18 protein-coding genes and 1 pseudogene are annotated in these 20,085 nt (G+C 73.8%); 7 read left to right on the forward strand and 12 right to left on the reverse strand.

Features of this window, described 5'->3' with window-relative positions; all coding sequences use genetic code 11:
• Positions 1-17: 17 nt before the first annotated feature.
• The 7 genes from AB0L45_RS25610 to AB0L45_RS25640 form a co-directional block, all read right to left on the reverse strand.
• Positions 18-2,567, reverse strand: a complete 2,550-nt coding sequence (locus AB0L45_RS25610) for a caspase family protein (RefSeq protein ID WP_365843744.1) — start codon at positions 2,565-2,567, stop codon at positions 18-20.
• On the reverse strand, positions 2,560-6,093 hold the full coding sequence (locus AB0L45_RS25615) for a CHAT domain-containing protein (RefSeq protein ID WP_365843746.1): 3,534 nt from the start codon (positions 6,091-6,093) through the stop codon (positions 2,560-2,562). Before AB0L45_RS25615 ends, AB0L45_RS25610 begins: the two co-directional genes overlap by 8 nt.
• A gap of 91 nt (positions 6,094-6,184) precedes the next feature.
• Positions 6,185-7,030, reverse strand: coding sequence for a hypothetical protein (locus tag AB0L45_RS25620; protein WP_365843748.1), 846 nt, complete (start codon positions 7,028-7,030; stop codon positions 6,185-6,187).
• Positions 7,027-8,124, reverse strand: coding sequence for a hypothetical protein (locus tag AB0L45_RS25625; RefSeq protein WP_365843750.1), 1,098 nt, complete (start codon positions 8,122-8,124; stop codon positions 7,027-7,029). The genes AB0L45_RS25620 and AB0L45_RS25625 overlap by 4 nt, the downstream gene beginning before the upstream one ends.
• Positions 8,125-8,296: 172 nt before the next feature.
• Positions 8,297-9,643 carry a hypothetical protein gene (locus AB0L45_RS25630; protein ID WP_365843752.1) on the reverse strand — a complete coding sequence of 449 codons (1,347 nt, stop codon included), beginning with the start codon at positions 9,641-9,643 and terminating at the stop codon, positions 8,297-8,299.
• 54 nt (positions 9,644-9,697) lie between these two features.
• Entirely contained in the window at positions 9,698-10,471 is a 774-nt protein-coding gene (locus AB0L45_RS25635; protein ID WP_365843754.1) for a Crp/Fnr family transcriptional regulator, read from the reverse strand.
• Between the two features lie 200 nt (positions 10,472-10,671).
• Positions 10,672-11,097, reverse strand: coding sequence for a hypothetical protein (locus AB0L45_RS25640; protein WP_365843756.1), 426 nt, complete (start codon positions 11,095-11,097; stop codon positions 10,672-10,674).
• A 251-nt stretch (positions 11,098-11,348) separates the two neighbouring features.
• Between AB0L45_RS25640 and AB0L45_RS25645 the strand changes: the two genes are divergently transcribed.
• Positions 11,349-11,804, forward strand: coding sequence for a hypothetical protein (locus AB0L45_RS25645; protein WP_365843758.1), 456 nt, complete (start codon positions 11,349-11,351; stop codon positions 11,802-11,804).
• 37 nt (positions 11,805-11,841) lie between these two features.
• On the opposite strand, the gene AB0L45_RS25650 is transcribed toward AB0L45_RS25645, so the two are convergent.
• Positions 11,842-12,024 carry a VOC family protein gene (locus AB0L45_RS25650; RefSeq protein ID WP_365843760.1) on the reverse strand — a complete coding sequence of 61 codons (183 nt, stop codon included), beginning with the start codon at positions 12,022-12,024 and terminating at the stop codon, positions 11,842-11,844.
• Positions 12,021-12,208 (reverse strand): annotated as a pseudogene (locus AB0L45_RS25655) (helix-turn-helix domain-containing protein); the annotation flags it as partial. The pseudogene AB0L45_RS25655 and the gene AB0L45_RS25650, both read right to left, overlap by 4 nt.
• A 42-nt stretch (positions 12,209-12,250) precedes the next feature.
• Between AB0L45_RS25655 and AB0L45_RS25660 the strand changes: the two are divergent.
• Together AB0L45_RS25660 and AB0L45_RS25665 are read left to right on the forward strand one after the other, a co-directional pair.
• Positions 12,251-13,273 (forward strand): AraC family transcriptional regulator, encoded by a 1,023-nt coding sequence (locus AB0L45_RS25660; protein WP_365843762.1) that lies wholly within the window; start codon positions 12,251-12,253, stop codon positions 13,271-13,273.
• A gap of 117 nt (positions 13,274-13,390) precedes the next feature.
• Positions 13,391-14,629: a multidrug effflux MFS transporter gene (locus AB0L45_RS25665; protein ID WP_365843764.1), complete on the forward strand. Its 1,239-nt coding sequence runs from the start codon at positions 13,391-13,393 to the stop codon at positions 14,627-14,629.
• A 45-nt stretch (positions 14,630-14,674) separates the two neighbouring features.
• On the opposite strand, the gene AB0L45_RS25670 is transcribed toward AB0L45_RS25665, so the two are convergent.
• Positions 14,675-15,253, reverse strand: coding sequence for a DUF6221 family protein (locus AB0L45_RS25670; protein WP_365843766.1), 579 nt, complete (start codon positions 15,251-15,253; stop codon positions 14,675-14,677).
• 157 nt (positions 15,254-15,410) lie between these two features.
• On the opposite strand from AB0L45_RS25670, the gene AB0L45_RS25675 reads away from it, so the two are divergent.
• Positions 15,411-16,169: an aminoglycoside adenylyltransferase family protein gene (locus AB0L45_RS25675; RefSeq protein ID WP_365843767.1), complete on the forward strand. Its 759-nt coding sequence runs from the start codon at positions 15,411-15,413 to the stop codon at positions 16,167-16,169.
• A 34-nt stretch (positions 16,170-16,203) separates the two neighbouring features.
• On the opposite strand, the gene AB0L45_RS25680 is transcribed toward AB0L45_RS25675, so the two are convergent.
• Entirely contained in the window at positions 16,204-17,451 is a 1,248-nt protein-coding gene (locus tag AB0L45_RS25680) for an FxsB family cyclophane-forming radical SAM/SPASM peptide maturase (RefSeq protein WP_365843769.1), read from the reverse strand.
• Positions 17,444-17,641 carry a YxD-tail cyclophane-containing RiPP peptide gene (locus AB0L45_RS25685; protein WP_365843771.1) on the reverse strand — a complete coding sequence of 66 codons (198 nt, stop codon included), beginning with the start codon at positions 17,639-17,641 and terminating at the stop codon, positions 17,444-17,446. The genes AB0L45_RS25680 and AB0L45_RS25685 overlap by 8 nt, the downstream gene beginning before the upstream one ends.
• Positions 17,642-17,762: 121 nt before the next feature.
• Here AB0L45_RS25685 and AB0L45_RS25690 point away from each other — a divergent pair, with 121 nt between their 5' ends.
• From AB0L45_RS25690 to AB0L45_RS25700, 3 genes are all read left to right on the forward strand, one after another.
• On the forward strand, positions 17,763-18,338 hold the full coding sequence (locus AB0L45_RS25690; RefSeq protein WP_365843773.1) for a 2'-5' RNA ligase family protein: 576 nt from the start codon (positions 17,763-17,765) through the stop codon (positions 18,336-18,338).
• Between the two features lie 95 nt (positions 18,339-18,433).
• Positions 18,434-19,231: a MerR family transcriptional regulator gene (locus AB0L45_RS25695; protein ID WP_365843775.1), complete on the forward strand. Its 798-nt coding sequence runs from the start codon at positions 18,434-18,436 to the stop codon at positions 19,229-19,231.
• The gene (locus AB0L45_RS25700; RefSeq protein WP_365843777.1) at positions 19,228-20,076 is read left to right on the forward strand and encodes a hypothetical protein; all 849 of its coding nucleotides are present in this window, start codon (positions 19,228-19,230) and stop codon (positions 20,074-20,076) included. Before AB0L45_RS25695 ends, AB0L45_RS25700 begins: the two co-directional genes overlap by 4 nt.
• Positions 20,077-20,085 lie beyond the last annotated feature (9 nt).

Below are 20,085 nucleotides of genomic sequence, written 5' to 3' on the forward strand. Positions count from 1 at the left end.
GCAGCCCAGGAGCCCGGTCACCCGCCCCCGCGGGGCCGGGCCTGCCGCTCCACGATCTCGTACGCGAAGGACAGGTCCGGTGCGCGCAGCAGCCCCGTCTCCGGGTGACGGCCGCCCGGGGCAGCCGCGCCGAAACGCTCGTGCGGCAGGTGGGTGGTGCGGAAGATGCCGATGCTCTGGCCGGTCGTCCTGGACAGCAGCTCGGTGGCGGCGTTCAAGAGGGCGGCGACGGCTCCCACCGTGTCGCCCGCCGGCGTGCTGCCGTCCGCCGCGGCGAGCAGGGCGACGGCCCGGCCGGCCTCACCCGCTCCGGTCTCCGCGGCCAGGAGCCGGTCGAGCGGCGGCTCGTCCCCGTCGTCCGGTGAGATCCAGACGGCCAGGTCGAGGGAGCCGCCGACCGGGCCCTCGTACAGCGGGAAGCGGTCCACCGGCAACCGCTCCCCGTCGCGAGCACCGGCCACGCGGTGGGTGGCCGCCCGGTACGGCAGCTGCCCCGCGCCGGACCGGGTGACGACGAGGGAGTCGATCCGTACGGAGGCCGTACCGAGCGTGTGGCCGCTGTGCAGCGCCAGGTCCCGCAGGGCGACGGTGACACGGGCCGGCGGCGGGGCGGCGCTGCGCGGCGCCACCAGCCGGAAGGACAGGTCGGGCCGCTCGTCGACGGCGAACGGCGGTTCCTCGGCCGGCCGGACCCCGGGATGCAGGTGGAAGTCGAAGCGCCGCACCGCGTAGCGCACCTGCTCCCGCCAGACCGGCGGACGGCCGTCGCGCACACCGCCGGCGATGCCCTCCACCAGGCTCTCCAGCTCCGAGCCGCACGGTCCGGTGCGTGGCGTGAGCACACCGGGCTGGGCGAGCGGGGACAGGTTCTGCGGCCGGTCGGTGACGATGCCGACGAACGTCTCGGGGCGGGGCGGACCGGCCGGGAGGTCGTCCGGCCAGTACAGTTCGACGCCCGCGAGCAGGTGCGAGGCCGGCAACCGGAACAGTTCGTGGCGTCCGTCCGGTTCGATGCCGATGCCCGAGGGCTCGGCGGTGGAGAGCAGGGTCACGGCCCCGCGCAGCCCGATGTCGAACACGGAGACATAGCGCTGGGCGCTGCTCCGGTTGTGCAGGCGGACGACCACTTCGTCGCCGTTGAAGAGGTGCGCGCCGCTGCGGGCGAGCGGTACCTCGCCGCCGTCCGCGAGCAGCCGTACGCAGTCGAACGCCACGTCGCCGTCGAGCCGCGCGGTGCCCGTCCCGGAGCCGAGGGTACGCAGATGGGTGGCGCGGGCGAGCTGCTGGAGGCCGGCGGCCAGCAGGCCCGTGGCGCCGTCGGCGAAGGCGTACGGCTGGGGGAGCAGCGGTTCGCCGTACGGATCCAGCAGGTGCAGGCCGTCGGCCAGCGCCACCGTGGCCATGACGGGCTCGCCGCCGCGGCTGACCCGCAGGAAGGGGGAGCGGCCGAGCTCCCGCGTCACCTGCCGGTGCTCGGGGTGGTCCGGCGGCACGACGGCGACCGGCCGGCGGCCGAGCGCCACCCGCACCGGATGCGCCTCCAGCCCGGCGAGCAGCCGGACGGGGACCGTGGTGTCCGGCCGCAGCCGGGCCCGCCCGTCGGCGATCAGGTCCACGGTGGCGGTGGCCGGCGCCGCCGCGCGCTCGCTGCCCGGGGCCACGATCGCGTAGCGGTCGCCCTCGCCGATGCCGAAGAGTTCCGCACCGTCCAGGAACAGCGCCCCGCCCTCCGGACGGACCGGCAGCGCCCCGGCGGTGTCCTCTTCCCGCAGCTCGAACAGGAACCGGCGCGTCGGCCCCTCCGCCTCCGGCCGCTGCCCCGGCGCGATCTCGGTGACGGCGGGGCGCAGCAGACCGATCAGCCGGTCCCAGGTCAGCGCCGCGCTGCCGGGCCGGCGCAACAGGCGGGCGAGCGTGCCCGTCAGTGCGCCGTGCCATCCGTCGAACCCCTCCGCCACCAGCTCGAACGCCGTCTCCTCGGGCGCGCAGGCCACGAGCCGTACCACCGAGGGGTGCGACTCGGCGTGCGCGGCGCGCGTCGCGGGGGCGGCACGGGTGGCCGTGCGCCACGCGGCCGCCACGGCTTCCCAGCCGAAGGTGCCGGGCCGGGGGTCGGCCTTCGGGAGCAGCGCCGGGTCTCTCGACATCCGGGCCGCGTGACAGCAGTCGAGAATGACCGTGACGTTGCGCGTCTTCTCGCCCAGCTCTGACTGGAGAAGGCTGAGTTCCTCGGCCAGCAGTCCGCGGAAGGCGTCGCCGGGCTGGTGGATGTCCGTCGGGCAGAGGTACTGCAGCCGGTCCGGCAGGTCCGTGTCCCGCGCCCACCCCGGTTTGCGCAGGCGGGCACCGTGCCCCGTGTAGTACACCACCGCCGTGTCACCCGCGGTGGTGACGGCGGTGAGCGCCCGGTAGGCGTCGATGATGCCCTGGCGCGTCGCCGCCTCCTCGACGAGGACGGTCGTCTCGAAGCCGAGCGGAGCCAGGAGGCCGGCCATGAGACGGACGTCCGCGTCCACGCCGCGCAGCACTCCGGTGCGGCAGCCGATGAGCAGGGCTCGCTCAGTCATGGAGGTCTCCCAGGGACGCGTCGTGAACATCGGCACGGCCGTGCGTGCGGCCGTCGTCGGCGCGGAGACCGTCCGCGCCGCCGATGTGGAGGAACGGGGCCCAGTGGTACGGGCCTTCGGGCCGCGCCGCGCGGGTGACGGCAGCGGGCACCCGGCCGTCCCGCGGGCCGGGTGCCGCGGCCCCGGTGCCCGCCCGGTCCCGCAGGCGCGCGTACGCCCGCTGCCGTCCCGCCGCGTCCAGGGGCCGGATCCGCCGCTGGGCCGCGGCCAGCGCGTCGGACACCCCGAGGCCGGACACCAGCCCCTCGTACAGGGCGGCCATCAGGAGACAGCCGGTCTCGTCGTCCACCGGCCACAGTGACACCACGACGTGCCGGGCGCCCGACGCGACCGCCGCCCGGGCCAGCCCGACCAGATCACCGCCGGCCGTCGCGGTGCCGCGCCCGGTGTGGCACGCGGACATGACCACGAGATCGGCGTTGAGGTCGAGCCCCAGGACGTCACCGACCGCCAGCCGGTCGTGCCCCGCGAGGGCCACGAAGCTCCGGTTCGGGCCCTGTTCGTACAGCACCCCGTGGGTCGCCAGGTGCAGGACGGGACGCCCGGGAGCGGCTGCGGCCACCGCCTCCGCCGTCGCCGCCGACCGCATCAGCGGCTCCGTGCCCAGCAGCCGCGCCACGGTCGCGGCCTCCGTCGCCGTCCCCGGCAGGCGCGGCAGGCCCCGGTCAGGGGCGTACTCCGGGTCGCCGACGACCAGCGCCGTACCGTCGAGCCGGGGCCGCCCACCGGCGCCCGCGCGGGTGAGCAGCCCGGCGGACGGCAGGTACGAGACGGTGAACCGCTCGCCCAGGAGCCCGCCGCGCACGGGCAGGGCGTGGAACGGCAGGAGCGACAGCGCGCCGTGCGGGACGACGAACAGCCGCCCGCACGCGTCGAGCCGGGGTAGGGCGGGGGCGAGGAGCAGCGCGCTCAGTGCGGCGGCGCCGCGTTCGTCGTGGCGGCCGGCGGCGCAGGCGGTGTGGAAGTGCCGGACGTCGCAGGCCAGGTCGCGGGCGCGGACGGGAGCGCGGTGACAGCGGATGGTCCTGGGCCCGACGGTCCAGACGATCAGTTCGTCGTCGAGCGTCTGGTACAGGAGCAGTGCGCTGTCCGCCGGCAGCGCCCGCTGGATCTCCGCCACGCCGGCGTCCGGCTGCGCGAGCCGCCGGTGCGCGAGCAGTTGCGGGGCCAGCCGCGCCACCTCGGATTCCGCGCGGTCCAGGGTGTCTTCGGCGGCGAGCACCCGGCGCCGCAGGGCGGCCGAGGACGGCGTACGCTCCGGGTCGGCCGACACCTCGTCGACCAGTCCCTCGTACGTGGCCGACCAGGCCGAACCCGCGCGCAGCCAGCGCCGGGCCGCTGCCGTCGGCGCCCCGGCGGGCAGGGTGTCGAGGGAGCGTACGACGCCCGCGGCGATGCCACGGCACCGGTCGGCCAGTTCGAACGCGGCGGCCAGTTCGGCGCGGGCCCGGTAGCCGCTGGTCCGCGCCGCCAGACCGAGGTGGGCCAGGACGGCCGTGTGGTACATCCCGGCGACGAGCGGGTGGTCGGTGGCGGAGGAGCGCAGCGCGTCCCGTACGAGCTGCGCCGTCCGGTGCTCGAATAACTCCACCGCGCGCTCGGCCGTCCGCGCCGCGGCGGCGTGCTCTCCCAGCGCCTCGTACAGCTCGGCACGGCGCGCCGGGTCCTCCCACGGCCGCTCGGTCTCCCGGGGCGGGCCGGGAGCGTCCGGACCGGAGGCGTCCAGGGCGGACTGCGCCCGCTGCGCCGCCCGCGGATCCCGCACCGCGAGGAAGAGGCTCACCGCGTGGTCCGGGTGGAGCCCGCCCGTGTCGAAGAGCTCCCCGGCCAGGGCACGGGCCTCGGGCCGCCGTCCGAGTTCGCTGAGCAGGACCGCGCGGAGCATGGCGTCCCCCTGCTCCTCGGCCAGGGCCAGCGCACGGAGCAGCAGGAGCCGGGCCTCGTCGCGGAAACCGGCCGACTCGGCACGCCGGCCGCGATAGCGCAGGAGCAGGGTCCGGGCCCGCCGGGCGCTCTCGCGTACCGCCTCGGCCACCTGTCCCACAGCGTCCTGGGCACGGTCCGTGAGGGTATCGCCGACGGCCTCGATCTCGGAGAGCCGCGCGGCGGCGATCGCCTTCAGCTCGGGATCGGCGAGCGTTTCGGCGGCCTGGTCGAACCGCATCGCGAGCAGGGCGGCGCGCGTCCAGTCGAGCACGCCGGCCGGGGCCCGGCGCAGCTCCGCGACCGCGTGGGCGGTGTCGGCGGCGAGCAGTACCGCCGGGGCACGGCCGTAGTTCGCCCCTCCGACGATGTCGACGTGGGCGGCGTCCAGGATGCCGCTCTCCGCGGGCGCGTCCGTCCCGGCCGCGATCCGGCGCGCCAGGCGCAGCGCCCGGAGCGCGGGCAGCGTCGCGCCCTCCTCCCGCCACGCCCGGCACCGGGCTGCCACCAGCCTGAGCAGTCCGCGCGTGAAACTGGTGCTCCCGTCCCGCACCGTCCAGCCGGTGACGGCGTCCAGTGTGCTGTCCGGGACCTGCTCGCCGTCCCCGAGACGGTCGAGCGCGTGCTGGAACCCGACGAGCCAGAACAGGGCGCCGCCACCGACGAGTCCGGCCCAGCGCCGCGCCTCCTCGGTGAACCGGTCGCGGGCCACCGCATCTCCGCGGCGACGCGCCACGTGCGCGCGCCGCAGTGCGATCTCCGCGCCGCCCAGTTCGCCACCGGCGCGTACGTACAGCGCCTCGGCCCGTGCGTAGTGCGCCTCGGCGGCCGCGGGATCGCCTGCCGGGGCCGACGCGGGAAGGCCGGGAGCTTCCGCCAGCCGCAGCCCGAGCAGCTCCGGGTGGGACTCGGGCTCCAGGGCGAGATCCCCCTCGGCGAGGGAGAGATGGGCACCGGCCAGAGCATCGCCGCGGACCAGCGGCCGGCACGATGCCAGCAGCCTCGCCGCCTCTTCCGTACGGCCTGCCCGGCGGGCCACGTCGGCCGTCGCCGTCCGGTGGTACGCCGACAGCGCCGGCGACCCCGACGCCTCGATGTCTTCGCTCAGCTGCCGCAGCAACTCCATTGCTTGCCCGGCGGCTTGCGGGTCGCCCGCGACGCGGGAGTTGCCGGCGATGTCACGGGCCGACTGCAGCACGGGCACGAGACGACCCGCCGCCAGGACGACCAGCGCCGCCTCAGGGGTGCTCGGTTCCGGTACCGGCCCGGCGGCGCTGCGCATCTCCTCCCACGACATGACGGCCCCGCCCTGCCCCGGGTACCGGTTGAGGTCGAGCGTGTGCGCCGCGCGGCGCAGGGCCGCCGCCGCTGCCCCGTCCTCCGGTTGCCCGCCGGCGCCGTCGAGCAGCCGCAGCGCCCGCTTCGGCTCGCCCACCGCGAGCGCGGCGGCCGCCGCCACCAGCGGCGACCCGGCGGCCGGACCCCGGGGCAGGGGTGGGCCGGTGGCCAGCAGCAGCGCGATGATCTCGTTCGCCGGTATCACGAAAGACCTCCCACCAGGGATGTGCGACGGCTGCCACGGGGCCCGGGCGCCCCGTGGCGACGCGTACGGGACAGCCGTACGCCACGGCCGCTCACGTACACGGGGCGCCGAAGTGCCCGGCGCGGCACCTGAGAAGCAGCGCGATCAGCGCACAGACCGATGCGAGCGCGAGCACGCAGACGCCGACGACGACCGGCCGTTCACGGACGACGCGAGCCGGGCCGCCGACGCGTCGGCGGAGTCGAGCGCCTGCTCCCCGGCCGCGATCAGCGTCGGCCCCAGCAGCCGCAGCACCCGTACGGCTGTCACCTGGCCGGCGCGCCGTAACCCGTTCTCGCGCGGTGCCGACGCGTACGCCGTCGTGTCCGACGCTCCATGAGGTGGCGGGCGGATGGCGGCGGCCCTGAAGGGCCGCCTGCACATTCCTCGCCGAGCGATAGGCGGGCTCCTCCTCGACACGCAACGGCGAACCGTCGCCGGGCACCGCATCGACCGGCTCACTGGGATGCACGGGATACGTTCCGGAGTCCGAGGTGAAGAAGAGCCGCAGCGGTTCGGCACAGACCCGCCGGACCGTCCCGAAGAGTTCACCGGTGGCGCCGGACGGACGGTTCCTGCACACCACGCCCTCGACGAGCGGGGTCCGCCGGGAACCGTGCAGAGCGAATTCACCGCCCTGGCCGACGTCCGCGCCCCGCAGGTACACGACGCGGTAGAGCAGCCACAGCGAAAGCGTTCCCTGATCCCGGTATTCGCGGAGATAGACGTGGTCGTCCGACACATCGCCGCCCGTCACATCAGCCAGCAGATGATGCTGGTCGTACCGGACGAGGAATCCCGGCGCGACGACGATACGGAAACCGGTGTGGACCGAGCGCGTGATCGCGAACGGCCAGAACTCCTGTGTAGGGCCGGGAGTTCCGGTGCCGGTCATCACGAAGCCTCTTCCAGGACGTGCGAGCCCGGGTGGGCCGCGTCGAATTCCGCCAGCGTCGTTTCGAACATGTCGACCATCCTGACCATCGCCTCCCGTTCCGAACGCGCCCGCAGCACCCGGCCCCGGGCCTCGGACACGTCGTGTTCGGCCTGCTGCCCGTACGCCGAGAGCCGTTCGTCCACATAGGCCACCACGGTGTCCCCCAGGTACTCCTGGACCGCCGCCATGACCGGCGACTCGGCGGCGCGGGCGGCCAGCAACGCGCGCACCATGGGAACCTTGCGCTGCACCGCCTGGAGCCACCGCAGCTTGCGCGCCCTGACCCGCAGCATCTCGTCGTCCGACGCCAGCTGCGTGGCCACCGACCGCACCGCACGGTCGAACAGGTCCACCAGCACGGCCATCAGCGGCACTTCCACGTTCAGCGGCCGCGGCGACGTGCCCTGCTTGACCATCGTGCGGCCGTCGGCGGCCGGCACGGCGAACCCCCTGCCCAGCGAGCTGACGGGAATGAACCGCAGCGCCCCGGCCTCCTGCTGCCGCAGCCGGTTCAGGTAGAAGGCGCTGAAGTCGCGGTCCTTCAGCAGACAGTCGAGCACGGTACGGACCGAATGCCCGGCCGCCTCCAGCAGGTCCCACTTGGTGACCACGAAGTGCACCACGTTGCCGCTCGACTCGATCGTGTTGAACACCGAGATGAGTTCGTGGACCAGGAGGAAGTCGCCCTCGAAGCAGCGCAGTACCTTCACCCCGTCCAGCAGCACCAGGAGGAATTCCGACTCCTTGACCCGCTGCCAGAACGAGGCCCCGTGTTCGGTCTCGGCAGCCGTCGCGCGGGTCAGGTGCTCACCCGCGTAGTCCAGGTAATTGATGGTGAACGGGCTGAACACCCGCCCGTCCTCGGTCCGTACGGAACAGGTGAACCGCCATTCCGAGGTGTGCGCGAGAAGATTGGGGTTCGGCCAGCCGTCCGGGCTGATGATCTGGCCGAAGATCTGGTTCAGTTTCGTGGCTTCCTCGGACGGCAGCCCGACGAAGAAACCCACATCGTCCCGCTGGATCGACAGCCGCCGGAAGAGGCTGGCGAGATACACGGTCTTCCCGGACTCCTGCGGCCCGAGAACCGTGACGGGAATGGCCGGCATACAGTGCCCCCGCTCTGTGAGGTTCGGTGCGTCGGGAGCCTCAGGACGGCCCGCCGGACGACGGACCGCCCCGCCCCCGATGGGCGCCAGTACAGCGCTCCGGGAGCCGGCGCATCCCGTCTCAGTGCGGGTTCGGGGAACCGTTTCCGGCACCGGGGGCCTCCGTCCCGGCGGGCGCGGGGCGCTCGCCGCTCAGCGGGCGGGCCCGCAGTTCGATCCACGCCCCGGCCGTGAAACCCTTCTCGGGCAGCTCGACGTGGACCTGGCGGAAGGCACCCGCGTCCAGCCCGGGGTAGGCGTGCGGCACCAGGTCGCGGTACAGACTGTCGGACCAGGCCACCGCCAGGTCGGCGTGCGCACTCTCGCGCAGCGCCGCGCGCAGCGGCCCCGCGTCCAGGACGCGGAACAGCTCCACGACCGCCGTACCGAGGAAACCGCTCGCCCCCTCGCACGTCAGCCCCTGGTGCAGGCTGGCGCGCATCCGGGTCGGGCCGATGCCCGCCGGGCGCTCCGGGTCGGTGTTGACGGCGTGCAGCGCCAGCGTGACGCCCTTGAGCAGCCCCGCGACGGCCGTCGGCTCGCTGATGCCGGTGGGCAGCACGAGCAGGTATCCGTCGCCGCTGACCTGGCGCCCGCACGCGTGCCAGTCGACCGAGGCGTGGGCGCAGGCGGCCCGCGCGGTACGCCACAGGTCGCGCTGGACCCGCGCCATGTGGGTGTTGTGCCGGCGGCTGTACCGCTCCACGTCCAGGGCGAAGAAGAGGCGCCGCAGCCACGGCGCGTCCCCGGCGGCGCCCTCTTCGTGAACGCCTTCCGGCCCCCGGACGCGCGGCGCCGGACCGTCGGGGGCCGCCATCGGGTACGGGAGACCGGGCAGCGGCAGGCGGGCCGCCCAGGCGTCCTCGACGCGCACACGGAGTCCGAGGTTCCCCCGCGTACCGGCCTTGCTGCCCACGACCCGGCCCAGGAGCGTACGCCGTACGACGACATGACAGGTGAGGTGGCAGTACACGCCGGAGCGGCCGGGCGGCAGCCGCAGCAGCACCTGGCACCAGTGGCCGTCCGGGCGCAGCCCCGCGGGCGGCGGGCGGAACTCCCAGCGCAGCCGGTGATGGCCGCGCCCGAAGACCGCCACCCGGGTGCCGTCGGGCTGCACACTGCCGGGCGCGGGCTGCACCGCCAGCGCCTGCGCCCCGCTGTCCCCGAAGTCGATGCCCACCCGCACGTCCCCGTAGGCACGGCCGCCGGTGAGCGGCGCCAGGTCGTACGGGAAGCAGAGCAGCAGGTCCACCGGCCCGGCGGTGCCGGACGCGCCGGACAGGCGGTAGACGAGCGGGCGGTAGAACCTGACGGAGCTCTCCAGGTCCTCACTCTCGGACGACTTGGTGCCCGGGGCCGGCGACTCCGTGTACAGGCCCGCTGCCGCGGCCACGTCGTCGGGCAGGACGAACCTGGTGTCGGGATCCATGGCCCTCTCCTTCCGGTTCGCTGCTGACCGGTCGCGCGGCGCGCCCCGGCCCGCTCACGGGGTGTCCCAGCCGGTCGCGGCGATCTCCCGCAGCGCGGGAAGGGACCGTACAACGATCCGCCGCCGTCCGAACGCCAGGACACCGAGGCGGGCGAGCTCGTGCAGCATGTGGTGCACCCGCCGTTCCTGGGCGCCGATCAGCTCGCCCCACTCCGCCTGGGTGAGCCCCGGCCTGACCAGCAGCCCGTCCGGTACGGCGGCTCCGTACTGCTCCGCCAGGTCCAGGACGGCGCTGGCCAGGCGGGCGATGACCGGACCGTGCGCGAACCGGGTGTGCCGGCGCACCGCGGTACGGCTGCGATGGGCCAGGCTGCGGCTGACCGCCAGCCCCGCCACCGGGCTGTGACTGATCCACCGCAGCCACTCGTCCTGCGCGATCCGCCGGACCAGCAGTTGCTGAGCCGCGGTGACGGTCGCCGACCGGGGCCGGCCGTCGAACGCGGCGGACTCGCCGACCACGTCACCGGCGGCCCTGATGTCCATCAGCGCGGTCACGCCGGAGCGTTCGGTCGTGGCGACCTTGGCGAAGCCGTCGAGCAGCAGCAGGACGAAGGTGTCCGCGCCACCGGCCATGATCATGATCTCGCCGCGGGTGTGCACCCGTGCGGTTCCGGCCCGCTCCAGGGCCAGGTGCGCGGGGCCGGGCGCCCCGGGTTCGAGCTTGCGCAGTTCGGCCAGGAGTGTGCCGTCGGCCCAGCCGCCCGCCGGCGCGGTGCGCGCCCGCCGCCCGCGGTGTCCCGTGTGTACCGCCGCCTCGTGATCCAGCATCCGTCCCCCCGCGGCGCCCCGAGGGCGCCCGCCGTACCTGTGCTGCCCACAGCATGTGCCTGTCCGCGGGGCGGGCGACAGGTGTTCCGGGACGGTGACCGCTATGGGCCTCGAATGGAGTGCCGGGCACTCGTATCACCGTCGTACGGGCGTCGAACGGCACCGATTTCTTACGGCGGCCCCTCCGGCCCCGGCTGTCGTCACACGGCCGCCGCGGAACGGCGCTTGGCCCGCAACTGCCGCATCAGCTCCATCAGGACCAGGAAGGCGGTCAGCGGCGGCGTGGCGGCGAACAGCATGCCCACCGCGTCCTTGCCCTGACTGTCCACGGCCCACAGGCTCCAGGCCAGCGCGGCGACGGTGCCGGCCAGCGCGATCACCCACGACGGGGTCTCCCGGCGCCCGTCGACGACGGCCGCCGCCACGCCCAGGCCGCCGCAGATGATCAGTCCCAGCACCAGCGCCGCGTAGGTCCACTCCGGGGCGTTCAGGACGCCGATCGCCGGTGTCTGCGACCGTAACTGACGGTAGGTCAGGAAGATGCCGCCCGCGTACAGGATGATCAGTACCAGCAGGCTCAGCCCTCTCACGAGCTGTCCGAGTACGCCGCGTTCCTTGTCTGCCATGACGCCCCCCCGAGGCAGCGGCCCGAACCGGGCCGGACACCCAGCATGCCCGAGCGACACCGGTCCCGGAACCGGAGCGGACCGGCATTCGGCGGCGCGCGCGGAACCCCGGGCGCCGGTCTGCCGGACGTGCGGGGGTCCGGGACAGCGCCACGGGAGTGGGTCTGGCCCCACCCGGCAGTACGTCCAGGCCCGTACCCCGCCGCTCACGTGCTCCGTAGCGTCGGCATCACGACACGACGGAGGACAGCATGACGAACATCAGCGACACCACAACCACCCCGGCACACCTCGGCCAGGCCGGCGCCCGGCGGGCCTTCGACACGGTGGGCACGTGCGTCAAGCTCTACGGGGCGCTCTGCGCCGTCGCGCTGCTGACGGTGGCCGCGGTGGCGGTCGTCGGCCATCCGGTGACCACGTTCATGTGGGTACGGGGCGCCATTCTGCTCGCGCTCACCCCGGTGCTCCACCGGCTGACCGTCCGCGCCGCACAAGGATCGCGGCGGCACTACGAGCGGGTGTGCACCCTCACCGGCGTCATGCCGGTCGCGATCATCGGCGTCGACGCGATCCCCGGCGTCTGTCCGCTGTGGTACGCCGTGCTGCAAGGCGTGTGCTCCGTGCCCCTGATCTGGGCCGCCTTCCGCGTCCGGGGAGCCGCGGTGCGCGCCGTGTTCCCGAAGCGGCGCCGGGGCGGCGGCAGCTGACCACGACCGTGATCCGGTGCGGGATCCGTGCTGCGGTTCAGAAATCGCCGGCCATGATCTGGATCAGGCTGCCGCAGGTGTCGTCCAGTACGGCGGTGGTGACATCGCCGGCCTCGCCCATGGGGATGTCGTACTTCTTCCGGAACCCCAGCACGTCGGTGCAGAAGCGCAGGGCCTTCTTCTGGTCGTCGACGAAGACGCTGGTCAGGTGGATTCTCATGGGGTGCTCTCCGGGGGGTCGGGCCGGCGCCGTCGCGTCATGGCGCGCTCAAAGGGCTCGGTGTTCAGGTCGTGGCATTTGTAGCGGCCTGGCGCCGTGGACGGACCAGGCCCGCGGATCCGAGTACGGCCAGAGGCCGGCTGATCGCCTGGCGGGACAGCCCCTGGCCGTGCTTGGTCACCAGCAGGCATGACCGGGGCGGCGGGGGAGAGCTAATCTGCGGCGTGTGACCAGGGTGCACCAGCTCGCCGGCGCCGCCGGTTCGGCCGTGGCGGAGGAGACGTCCGCGGCGTACTACGCCTCGATCGCCCAGGCCGAGGAGGGCCACGACGGCACCGTGCGGCACCGGCTGCGCCCGGAGGTGGGGGACGGCACGATCGAGGTGACCCCGCTGCGGAGCGGGTTCCACCTCGTCCGGTACGACGTCGCCTTCGCCGGCGGGCACCAGGTCGCGTTCACGTTCCCGGGCGGCCACTTCGAGCTGGAGCACTGCGTGGACGGGCGCCTGCACATCAGCGAGACCGGCGCCGGCGCCGGAGACCTGCGCGCCCGCTCGGTGGCGCTCAGCCCCCGGGGAGCCACCGACGGCGTGGTCACGCACCCGGACGGCGAGCGCTACCGGGCGGTGTCCATCACCGGGACCTGGACCGGGCTGGAGTCCTACCTCGGCGGTCTCGGCGCGGGCGGCCTGCCGCCCACCGGACCGGAGAGCGTCGCACGCGAGCGGTACCTGGGCCGGTCCGCCGCGTTGCGTCCGGTGGCCGGGCCGCTGGAGGAGATCTATCTGCACCGGCGCTCGTCGCCGGGACGCCTGCTGTTCCTGGAATCGCGGCTCGTGGCGGCGCTGGCCGCGCTGACCGACGGGCTCACGGCCCCCGAGGCGCCCGCGGACGGCCGGGAGCCCGCCGGCCTGTCCCTGGCCGACCACGAGGTGGCCGCCCTGCGCCGCGTGCCCGGCCTGCTCTGGCAGGAACGGCACGCACCGCCGACGCTGGCCGCTCTGGCCCGCGCCTCGTCGATGTCCGTACGGCGCCTGACCACCGGCTTCCGCGCGCTGTACGGGATGTCGGTGGGGGAGTACCACCGCGGCCAGTGCCTCGACCGGGCCGCGGCCCTGCTCGTCGAGACCGACTGGCCGGTGGCCCGGATCGCGCACGAGGTCGGCTACGCCTCGGCCGGCAACTTCGGCTACGCCTTCCGGCGCGACCGGGGCACGTCCCCCGCCCGGTTCCGGCGGGCGCACTCCTGACGGGACACCGCCGGCCGGCCCCGCGCTCCACATTCCCGGGCCCGGCGCTCCACACCGCGGCGCGTCCGCCACGCTGACGATGAGGCCGGTAAGCAGGCAGCTCCCGGAGGGAGAACGATGACCGTCAGCACCGATCGCGCACCCGCCCGGACCGCCGGCACCGGACTACTGATCATGGTTTTGGGCGGGCTGTCGGCGGTGTCACCGTTCGCCATCGACATGTACGCACCCGGCTTCCCGGAGATCGTCGCATCGTTCGACACCTCGAAGACGGCCGTCCAGCTCTCCCTGACGGCCTGTCTCGTCGGGCTCGCCGTCGGCCAGGTCGTCCTGGGCCCGGTGAGCGACGCCTTGGGGCGGCGCCGGCTGCTGCTGGCCGGTTCGGGCCTGTTCAGCGTGTTCTCCCTGGTCTGCGCGTGCGCCCCGGCCATCGCCGTCTTCGACGTGGCCCGGCTGTTGCAGGGGATCGCCGGCGGCGCGGGCATCGTCATCGGCAGGGCGGTCGTCAGCGACCGGTTCAGCGGTACGGACGCGGCCCGCCGGCTCACCACGCTGAGCGTGATCGGGTCGACCGCGCCGGTCCTGGCGCCGGTGGCCGGCGGCCTCCTCCTCGGCGTCGGCTCGTGGCGGCTGGTGTTCGTGGCGCTGGCCGTGACCGGGCTGCTGTTGTTCGCCGCGATCCGGTCGTGGGTGCCCGAGTCGCTGCCCGCCGGGCGGCGCCGGACCGGCGGCCTGCCGGCCGTACTGGCAGCGATGGGCGGTCTGCTCCGGCGCCGGGAGATGATCGGCCACCTCCTGGTCATGGGCTGCGGACTGGCCGCCCTGTTCGCCTACATCACCGGCTCGCCCTTCGTCTTCGAGAACGTCTACGGCCTGTCGCCCACCGCCTACAGCCTCGTCTTCGCCACGAACGCCGTCGGTACCGTGGCGGCCGGGACGGTCTTCGGCCGGCTGGCCGGGCGGGTACGCCTGAACTCCCTGCTCACCGCCGGCGTGGCCGTCACCGTGCTCGCCCTGGTCACACTGGTGACGCTGCTCGCCGCCGGTGTCAGCACCTTCCCCACCACCTGGGCCTGCCTCTTCGGCCTGACGACCGGGTTCGGGCTGCTGCTGCCCGCGGCGACCACCATCGTCCTCGCGGTCGGCGGCGACGCCCCCGGAGCCGCCTCCGGCCTGCTCGGAGGTGCCCAGTTCGTCCTCGGCGCCGCGGCCGCGCCGCTGCCCGGCGTACTGGGGAACACCACCGCCATGTCGACGGCCGGTGTGGTCCTGGGCTGTGTCCTGCTGTCCGCGACAGCCCTGGTCACCCTCGCCCGCCCCTGGCAGGGCCACGGCGAGCCGGCCGGCCGCCCGTGAGCGGACGCGCCGGCCGAAGCGGTACCGGAACGTACCCGCGAACTGTCACGGCCGCCACTCCTCCCGCCAGTGCCGGTGCAGTTCGTACGGCAGAGCGAGCACCTTCAGCCGCAACAGGGCGATCACTTCGCTGTGCGGCCAGTCGCGCGCGTCGTGATCGGCTTCGAGGATCGCCTCCTCGCTGTCCCGGGCGGTGGCGTGACGGATGGCGATCTCACGGCGCACCTGCTCCGGCACGGGGCAACGGCACATCGTCCCCGTGCCCCCCGGACAGCCCGCTTCGTGGAACAGCTCCGCCGTGGCCGCCTCCTCGTCCAGACGAGCGTGCACGAACGCGGCCAGGAGCGTGAGCTGTGTCGTGCGGGCGGCGGGACGGGACGGCGGCGTGAGAATGTTGCGGCGACCCGCTGTGGCCGGAAATGGCCGCTCGGCTGCGACGGCCGACCGGTGCGCGGACAGTGTGCGCCGCAGGTCGTAGCGCATTTGCGCCGCTCTGAGCCGGGCTTCCGCCGCCTCGGACTGCATACGGAGGGCTCTGTCGGTCACCTGCCGGGCGGAACGGCACAGCCGCTCGCACCTCTCGAACGTGCTGGTGACTTCGGGTGAGCCGATGGTCCGGTGCATGATGCCTCCGCGGCGACCTACGAGCAGCAGCCTGGATGCTTATGACAGTGCCCGAGGTAGGCCGATACGGGCAGCAGGATTCCGGCCACTCGCCACTCGCCACTCGCTGCTCGGTACTTGGTGTGCGGCCGTCATGAGGCGGCTGACACTGGACCCCATGGACCAGAGACAGCAGATCGTGGAATCGCTCGACCGTATCCTCGGCCCGGACGCCCTCGGCGTCCACCTCCACGGCTCCTCCGTGCTCGGCGGCCTCCGGCCGGCTAGTGACCTGGACATCCTCGTCGTCTCCCGGCGGCGCATGAGCGACCGGCAGCGGCAAGCCCTCGTCGACAGTATGGGTGCCCTCTCCGGCTTCACCGGTGGAGCACGCCCGGTCGAACTCACCGTCGTCGTACAGGACGAGGTACGTCCGTGGCGCTTTCCGCCGACGGGTGACTTCCTCTACGGCGAATGGCTGCGCGACACGTTCACGGCCGGTGCCGTCCCGCAGCCGGCACCGATGCCGGAGCTGGCCCTGCTCGTCACCATGACGCTGGCCGGCGATCACCCGTTGGCCGGCCCGCCCCCGGCGCGGCTTCTCGATCCTGTCCCGTGGGCGGACGTGGTACGGGCGAGTGTGGACGGCATCCCCGGCCTGCTGGCGGAGGTGGACAGCGACACCCGCAACGTCCTGCTCACCCTCGCGCGCATCTGGACCACCCTCGCCACCGGCGACATCAGGCCGAAGGACGCCGCCGCCGACTGGGCCCGCGGCCGGCTCCCGCCCCGGCACCGCCCGGTCCTGCAGCATGCCAAAGAGCTGTACCTCAACTGCCGTTACGAGGAGGAGAACTGGAGCGAGGAGCTGAAGGCCCGGGTTCGTCCGCATGTGGACCACGTACTCGCCGAGATCGAACGGCTGACACCCGGTTGAGGCCCGGCGAGCCGGTTCGCTGCGCGGACTCTCGCTAGGTGCCGTCCACGGTCCCCTGAAGCCGCTCACCGATATGACGGATCAGGTGCTCCAGATCCGCGCAGTACACCGAAGGATGGTCGAAACCCGATCCGTGCAGGTAGCGGTCGGTGTACCTGCCGCCCCCGCAGACACGCACGACGGGGCAGCGCCGGCAGCTTCCGCAGAGCGTGTCGAGCCCGCGCGCCTGCGCGGCCACGGTGTGCGGGTGGCGCGCAGCCGCCTCGAAGTCGTGCCGGAACACGTCCATCCCCAGGTCGGGCGCGCCCGCGTAGGCGGTCTTGAGGGAGTCGAGGCGCTGGATGGTGCCGTCGGTGTCGATCACCACCACGGCCAGCGGTGACAGCCCCACCGACTCGGACCTGCTCGCCGCGCCGAGCAGCAACGCCACGATCTCCGTGAACAGACGGACCGGTACGGGCCGGTGGCCCGGCGGCGTGTCCCACCACAGGTCGAAGACGCGGACCAGCCATTCCCCGTACGGAACCGGGCGCTCCGCGCGGCCCGCGGACCCGGCGAACGGTCCCAGACCAGGCGGTGGTCGGCTCCAGTTCCCGTACGGCAGCAGGAAGTCGAGGCTGGTGGGGCCCAGCGCGACCAGCGACCGGTAGACCTCCGCCGGGTCGGTGGCCACGTCGATGGTGCACAGGATGCCCCCGTACGCGGCGGGCGCACCCGCCAGCAGAGCGGCCGCCCGCCGCACCGCGGGCCAGGAGGACCGGCCCGCGTGGTCGACCCGCCGGTGGTTGAGCCGGGCGCTGCCGCCGTCGAGACTCAGGCCGACGGTGAGGCCGGCGGCGCTGAGCTGCCGCAGGGTGTCCGCGGTGAGCAGGGTGCCGTTGGTCTGGACGGAGACGGCGACGGCGCAGTCCGCGGGCACGGCGTCCCGGACGGCCCGCGCGTGGCCGATCAGCGGGGCGGGGCCCGCGAGCAGCGGCTCCCCGCCGTGCAGGTCGACACGTATCGACCGCAGCCCGTGCGTGGTGACGTGCTGGGCGATCCGTTCCGCTGTGCGGCGTACGGTGGTCTCGGCCATCCGGACCGGGCGCCCGCGCCAGCTCTGGTCGGGGCCCTCGTACACGTAGCAGTAGGTGCAGGCGAGGTTGCACCTGCTGTGCACCTTCAGCACGTACTGCCGGAAGGGCACGCACTGCCGGGAGGCCGGGCTGTCCGGGGAAGCCGGGTGATCCGGAGGAGCCGCGTGCTCCCGGGCGGGAACGGGGCGGCCGCCCGCTTCACTCATGCACGGCGGGGGGCGGCCCGTCGTCGTAGAACGCGACGACGTCCGGGCTGCCCAGGCGTTCGCGTACGCCGGGCAGCAGCGTGCTCAGCACCGGGTGCTCCGTACGAGCTGACAGCTCGCCGAGCGGCAGGGCGGTGAGATCGGGGAGCGGTGCCTCACTCGGCGGTACGGGCAGGCAGGTCTTGGTCATGCCAGGGCCTCTCTCGCTCGTCGGTCCTCCCCAGGTTTCCACGGGCCCGCGGCGAATTCAGCGCACCGTTCCGGCCATCCCCTGACAGGGGAGTGACCCGGCAATGCCATCATGGCGCCCGATGCACACGGACGAAGACGTGAACCCGGAGGCCGGCCTGGTCGACAGCGAGCCCACGGACGCCGGTTGGGGCGACATACCAGGCGATACCGCCCTCACGATCACGGTTCCCGAAGCCGACCCGCTGGTCCGGGCGGGCTTCCCCGCCCATGTGACCGTGCTGTACCCCTTCGTCCACGAGAGCCGTATCGACGCCACGACACACCGCGAACTGGCCGCCCTCTTCGCCGCACACGACGCCTTCACCCTGACCTTCGAGGCGTTCGGCCGCTACCCCGGCGTGCTCTACCTCGACCCGTGGCCCCACGACCCCGTGACCGCGCTGACCAAGGACCTCACCCGGCGCTGGCCGGAAGCCGTGCCCTACCGCGGGATATTCGGCGCGGGACTCGCCCCGCACCTGACGATCGCGAACCACGAAGGCCCGGCGACCCAGGAGGCCGCGTACGACGCGTTGCAGGCCGAACTGGCTCCCGCGCTGCCGCTCAGCCGTCCCGTCGACACGGTCCGGCTCATCGCCTGGGACGGCCGGCGCTGGCAGGACCGGGCGGCGTACCGGCTGGGCGCGCGCTCCTGAACGACGGGCCCGGCGGACACACCGCCGTACCGCCGCGGCCGCGCCCGCACCGTGTCGCTTGACCTTGTCGCAGCGACAACGTTTCTACTGAAGGCATGCGTATCGGAGAGCTGGCCGGCATCGTCGGCATCACCACGCGTGCCGTACGGCACTACCACCGCACCGGGCTGCTGCCCGAACCGCCCCGGCAGCCCAACGGTTACCGTGAGTACTCGCTGCGCGACGCCATCGAGCTGGCCCGGATCCGGCGGCTGACCGAGCTGGGTCTGAGCCTGGACGAGGTCAAGGACGTCCTGGCGGACGACGCGGGCAAGGACCTGATCGAGATCCTCACCGAGCTGGACGCCGACCTGGCGCGCCAGGAGGAGGCCATCCGGCAGCGCCGCGCCCGCCTGGCCCGGCTCTTCGAACAGGCCGAGCGGACCGGCCGGCTCCCGGACGAGGCCCCCGTCTCACCCGAGCTGGCGGCGATCTTCGACGACATGGACCGCGCCTCGGCGCTGCTGCCCGGTCCCGAGTCGGCGATGGCGGCCAAGGAGCGGCAGCTCCTCGCCCTGCTGGAGACCGGCTCGCCGGACGGCGACCGCGGCTGGCTCGACGCCATGATGCTGAGCTTCAGGGCCGACCCGGCGGCCATGCGGCGCGCGTACGCGGTGTACGCCCGGATGGACGAGCTGGCCGAGGCCGCCGAGGACGACCCGCGCGTGGAGCGGACCGCCCGGGCCATCGTCGACAGCATCCCGGACGAGGCGCTGCGGGCGATGACCATCCCGGACGACGATGACGCGCGGGACGGCGACGGCTTCGCCGGCGCCTTCTTCGAGGACTTCGCCCCCGCCCAGGCCGCCGCCGTGCTCCGCGCCATCGAACTGCTCAAGGAGCGTGCCGGGTGAAAGCCCTGAGAAAGACCGTGCGCCGGTCGGTCGCCGCACTCGTACCCGGCGAGCTGATCCTCGTCCTGTGCGTGGCCGGTGGCGTACGCATCCCCCCGGCCGTAAGGCTGGTCACCGAACTGGCCATGCTCGCGCTCGTGGCGGCTGCCGCCACCCTGGTCCTCCTCGACCACCGCCGCCACCGCCGCGACGGTCTCGACCGCCGCTCCGCCTTCCTGGCCGCGACCGCCGACACCGTCCCGGCCTCGGTACGCAAACTGGCCGCCCACGAGGTCTTCCTCTCCACCAGCTTCCTGCGCTGGGTGACACGCCGCGGCCCGCACGGGATACGCGACGGTGACACACCCGTCCCGTACGCGTCGGGACAGACCGCGACCATGTACGGCTTCCTCTTCGTGTGCGTCGTCGAGACCGTGGGCCTGGCCTTCCTGATCCCGTGGCCGGTGATGCACGCCGTGACGCTCGTCCTCGACATCTGGGGCTGCTACTTCGTCATCGCCCTGCACGCCTCCTGCGTGGTACGCCCGCACGTCATCGGCGCCGACGGCTCGCTGCGCCTGCGGTACGGCGCCCTCCTCGACATCCGCATCCCCGCCGACCGGATAGCCTCCGTCCGCCAGGACCGGAAGTTCCCGGACGGCAAGCTGGCCGTCGTGGACAAGAACGGCATCGCCGACATGGCCGTGGCCGGCCAGACGACGGTCGTCGTCGAGCTGACCCAGCCGGTGGGCTTCGTCCGGGCCCTGGGCAGCTCCGCCGAGGCCCGCGGCTTCCGCTTCTACGCCGAGGACCCCGCGACCGTCGTCGCCGCGCTGAAGCCCGAGGCCGTGTCCGCACGGCGATGACCTCGGCAG

Source organism: Streptomyces sp. NPDC052496, assembly GCF_040679095.1.
GTDB lineage: Bacteria > Actinomycetota > Actinomycetes > Streptomycetales > Streptomycetaceae > Streptomyces.